The sequence below is a fragment of the Streptomyces sp. BR123 genome (genome assembly GCF_013401435.1).
GTDB lineage: Bacteria > Actinomycetota > Actinomycetes > Streptomycetales > Streptomycetaceae > Streptomyces.
Window position 1 is genome coordinate 1 of the sequence record NZ_JACBGN010000478.1, and the last position, 3,312, is coordinate 3,312.

4 protein-coding genes are annotated in these 3,312 nt (G+C 72.9%); 3 read left to right on the forward strand and 1 reads right to left on the reverse strand.

Translation table 11 applies throughout. The features are described from left to right. Both HYE82_RS35220 and HYE82_RS35225 read left to right on the forward strand, forming a co-directional pair. A partial coding sequence (locus tag HYE82_RS35220; RefSeq protein ID WP_179178300.1) for a family 1 glycosylhydrolase occupies positions 1-463 on the forward strand: 463 nt, incomplete at its 5' end. Positions 464-495: 32 nt separating this feature from the next. Continuing rightward, positions 496-963, forward strand: a complete 468-nt coding sequence (locus HYE82_RS35225; RefSeq protein ID WP_179178301.1) for a DUF3592 domain-containing protein — start codon at positions 496-498, stop codon at positions 961-963. Positions 964-969: 6 nt separating this feature from the next. On the opposite strand, the gene HYE82_RS35230 is transcribed toward HYE82_RS35225, so the two are convergent. Next, entirely contained in the window at positions 970-1,572 is a 603-nt protein-coding gene (locus HYE82_RS35230) for an HD domain-containing protein (protein ID WP_179178302.1), read from the reverse strand. 616 nt (positions 1,573-2,188) lie between these two features. On the opposite strand from HYE82_RS35230, the gene HYE82_RS35235 reads away from it, so the two are divergent. Next, on the forward strand, positions 2,189-3,295 hold the full coding sequence (locus tag HYE82_RS35235) for a peptidoglycan-binding protein (protein ID WP_179178303.1): 1,107 nt from the start codon (positions 2,189-2,191) through the stop codon (positions 3,293-3,295). Positions 3,296-3,312 lie beyond the last annotated feature (17 nt).

Consider the following 3,312-nt stretch of genomic DNA (forward strand, 5'->3'; position numbering starts at 1 on the left):
CCCTTCCCCTTCCCACCGCCCGTCGCCGTGGGCCGGTGCGGAACGGCACGTCCGCTTCGTACCCGTCCCCGGGCCCCGCACGGCCATGGACTGGCCGGTCGACCCCGACGGGCTGCACGAGCTGCTGCTGCGGCTGCGGGACGACCTCCCGGACGTGCCGCTGGTGGTCACCGAGAACGGCGCGGCGTACGAGGACTACGCCGACCCCTCGGGGCAGGTGAAGGACCCCGAGCGGGTGGCCTATCTCCACGCCCACCTGGCGGCTGTGCACCGCGCCGTCGAGGACGGCGCCGACGTCCGCGGCTACTTCCTGTGGTCCCTCCTGGACAACTTCGAATGGGCTTACGGTTACAGCAAGCGCTTCGGTATCGTCCACGTCGACTTCCCGACCCAGCGCCGGACGTTCAAGAGCAGCGCCCACTGGTACGCGGACGTCATCACCCGCGGCGGCCTCACCGCCTGAGCCCCGGCCGCCGCCCAACCGAAACAGGTCTCATGTCCCCTTCCCCGGCCCTCTGGTTCTTCTCCCTGATCTTCACCCTGGTCGGTGCCGTCTTCGGCACAGTGGGATACCGCGAGGTACGGAAGACCGGTCAGCTGCTCCGCAAGGGCGTGACAGCGCAGGGTGTGGTCACCCGCCTCGAACCGATGCAGTTGGAGGGGCAATCGGAAGCGTCCATCACGATCAGGAGCACCGGGACCACCGTGTACTGCCCGGTCATCGCCTGGAGCACGGCCGACAGCCGGCCCATGGAGACCACGTCGAGGCTGGGCCGCCCCCGCGACAGGACCCTTCGCGTCGGCTCCCGGGTCGAGGTCCGCTACGACCCGGCGGACCCCTCCCGCTGGACGCTCCCCGCCGAGGGCAACGGCCTGGGGCGGGCCTTCGTCGCGATGGGTGCGCTCTTCGTGGTGCTCGGGCTGGGGTTCTTGGCCGGGGTCCTGTACGTGCAGGTGCTCTGAGCCCGGTCAGGCGTGCACCGGGAACGACGACTGGAAGGCCAGGCGATGGCCGGCTCCGGCCCCGAGCCGGGTGAGCAGGTCGTCGAGCGCGAGGTACTCCTCCCAGGGCTCCCGATGCGCCGCCCCGGCCAGCGTCCTGACGAGCCGGTCCTCGAGGCCGGGGACACGCTTGTCCTTCCACGCTTTGTCGGCCGTGCTGACGAGGAGGTCCTCGATGGTCACCGCCGGGTCGTCCCAGCCGGCGTGGGTGGCGGCGAACCAGGCCAGGGCAAGGGGGAAGCCGCGACTCAGCAGCAGGTCACGGCCGGCTTCCTCGTGTGCCGAGCCGGGCCCGGTGAGTTCCTCGGGGTGCAGGGTCTTGCCCACGTCGTGGGTCGCGGCGCCGAAGAGGACGCCGTCACGGTCGACAACCAGGTCCGGGTAGCGGTCCCCTACCCAGTCGACCAGTTCGACCGCGACGTCGTGGACCACGCGCAAGTGCGCCGCCAACCGGGGCGGGGCACCCAGGGAACGCAGCAGTTCCGCCGCCGCGGGCGGCAGCGGCCGCAGCGGGGGCTCGCCCGGGGCGTCCAGGGCACGGGACAAGGAGTCCGCAGATGTCGGGTGCATCCCACGGACCGTACGCGACGGGTCGGCGTGTGCCGGGCAGCGGCAAGGGCGCAGCCGTGGTCGGGTGGCCAGGGGCAGCCGTCCCTCGGGTACCACCGGGTCTCCGGTCCGGGCGAGCGAGTTCCGTCCGGTGCAGCCGATGCCAACGGGGCCCGGGGTGCTCGCCGTCCACGGCGTCGCATGCCTCCGCGGGGTCGAGGCCCGGGATGATCGTCGGTCGGCGAAGGGCGGCGCGCGGTCGCCACGGCAACGGCCGTCTCGTGCACCCGCCCGGCATCGCACCCGGCGTCGGAGCTCCGGTCGGTCGCGCCGTCTCCCGCCTCCCCCGCTTGAGCAGGTGACACGGCCGGCCCCGGTGCCGTGCTGCTCCACGCACTCGTCCGGGTGAAACGCGAGCCGTCTGCCGCGGTTGCCGGTCCGGCTCTGCCCAGGGGCAGAGGCGTGCACGGCCCGTACGCGGCCGCGCCGGATACCGCGATCGCCTCGTTACGATCGGCGCCGCTGAGGCCGATGCATGGAGCCTGCCGTTATGCACGGACCTGACCTGCCGTTATGCAGCCATGCAGGCGGTGCGGAGGCCCGGTGTTCGACGTGGCGACGACGGGAGGGGCATGTCATGACGCAGGAGCCGGGCGGCGGGCAGGACCAGGATCACAGCGCCGGGGCGCAGCTGGCGCGGCTGCTGCGCCGCTGGTGGGAGGAGGCCGGCAGCCCGGCCGGCGGCAGTCGGCCCACACAGCAGGCCCTCGCCGTGAGGCTGGACATCGATCAGACGACCCTCTCGCGCTACCTGAATCCCAGGCATCTGTCGACCGCGCCCCTGAGGGTGGTGGAGGCTCTGCACACCCAGTTACGCGCCCCGGCGGCCGAACTCGAGCAGGCCCGGGCGCTGTGCCGGGCCGCGCTGCTGCAGAACGGCCGCCGGCGGTCCTCCGAAGGCGGAGGGGAACGCACCGCGCCGGCGGGCGCCCGCGACGGCTCCGACGAGCGCCCCGCTGCCGAGGCTGCTTCCGGACAGGAGGAGTCCGATGCCGGCCGCCCGGACACCACTGCCGCGCACGGCACGGGTGACCGCAGCGCTTCCGGCCGGAGCCGCGGTTCCCGGTGGCTCCGGCCGTCGCTGGTCGCGGCAGCCGTGGTTCTGTCGTTCACCCTGGGGATGGTCGTCCACGAACGGCTGTCCCCCCACGGTCACGGGGCCGCGGCCGACGGGGCGGCCGGGGCCGCTGCCGCGAGCAAGGCACCGTACGAGTGGCCGTTGCTGCGCATGGGCGAGGAGGACCAGTTCACCCGTGCCCGGGCCCTGCAGCATCTGCTCAACGCGCACGGTTACAAGGTGCAGGCCGACGGGTTCTTCCGGCAGGACACCCGGGACGCCGTCATGGACTTCCAGAAACGGCACGACCTGCCCGCCGACGGCAAGGCGGGCAGGCAGACCTGGCCGGTGGTGGTGAAGGAGGTGGGGCCCGGATCCGGTGCGTTCGAGGTGCGGGCCGTGCAGGAACTCCTGAACAACGTGGGCCAGGGCGGCACGCCGGTGTCGGGGGAGTTCACCGCGGCGACCGCCGAGGACCTGAGGTTCTTCCAGCGCACCCACGGCCTGCCCGTGACCGGCCGGGCGAACGCCGACACCTGGCTGGCCCTACTGGTGAAGCAGCACCCGCCCGTCAAGGCACCGGCCTATCAGAGGCCTTCCGGCCCCCTCCCCTCCGCTTCCATGTGAAAGGGCGGCGCCCCTCC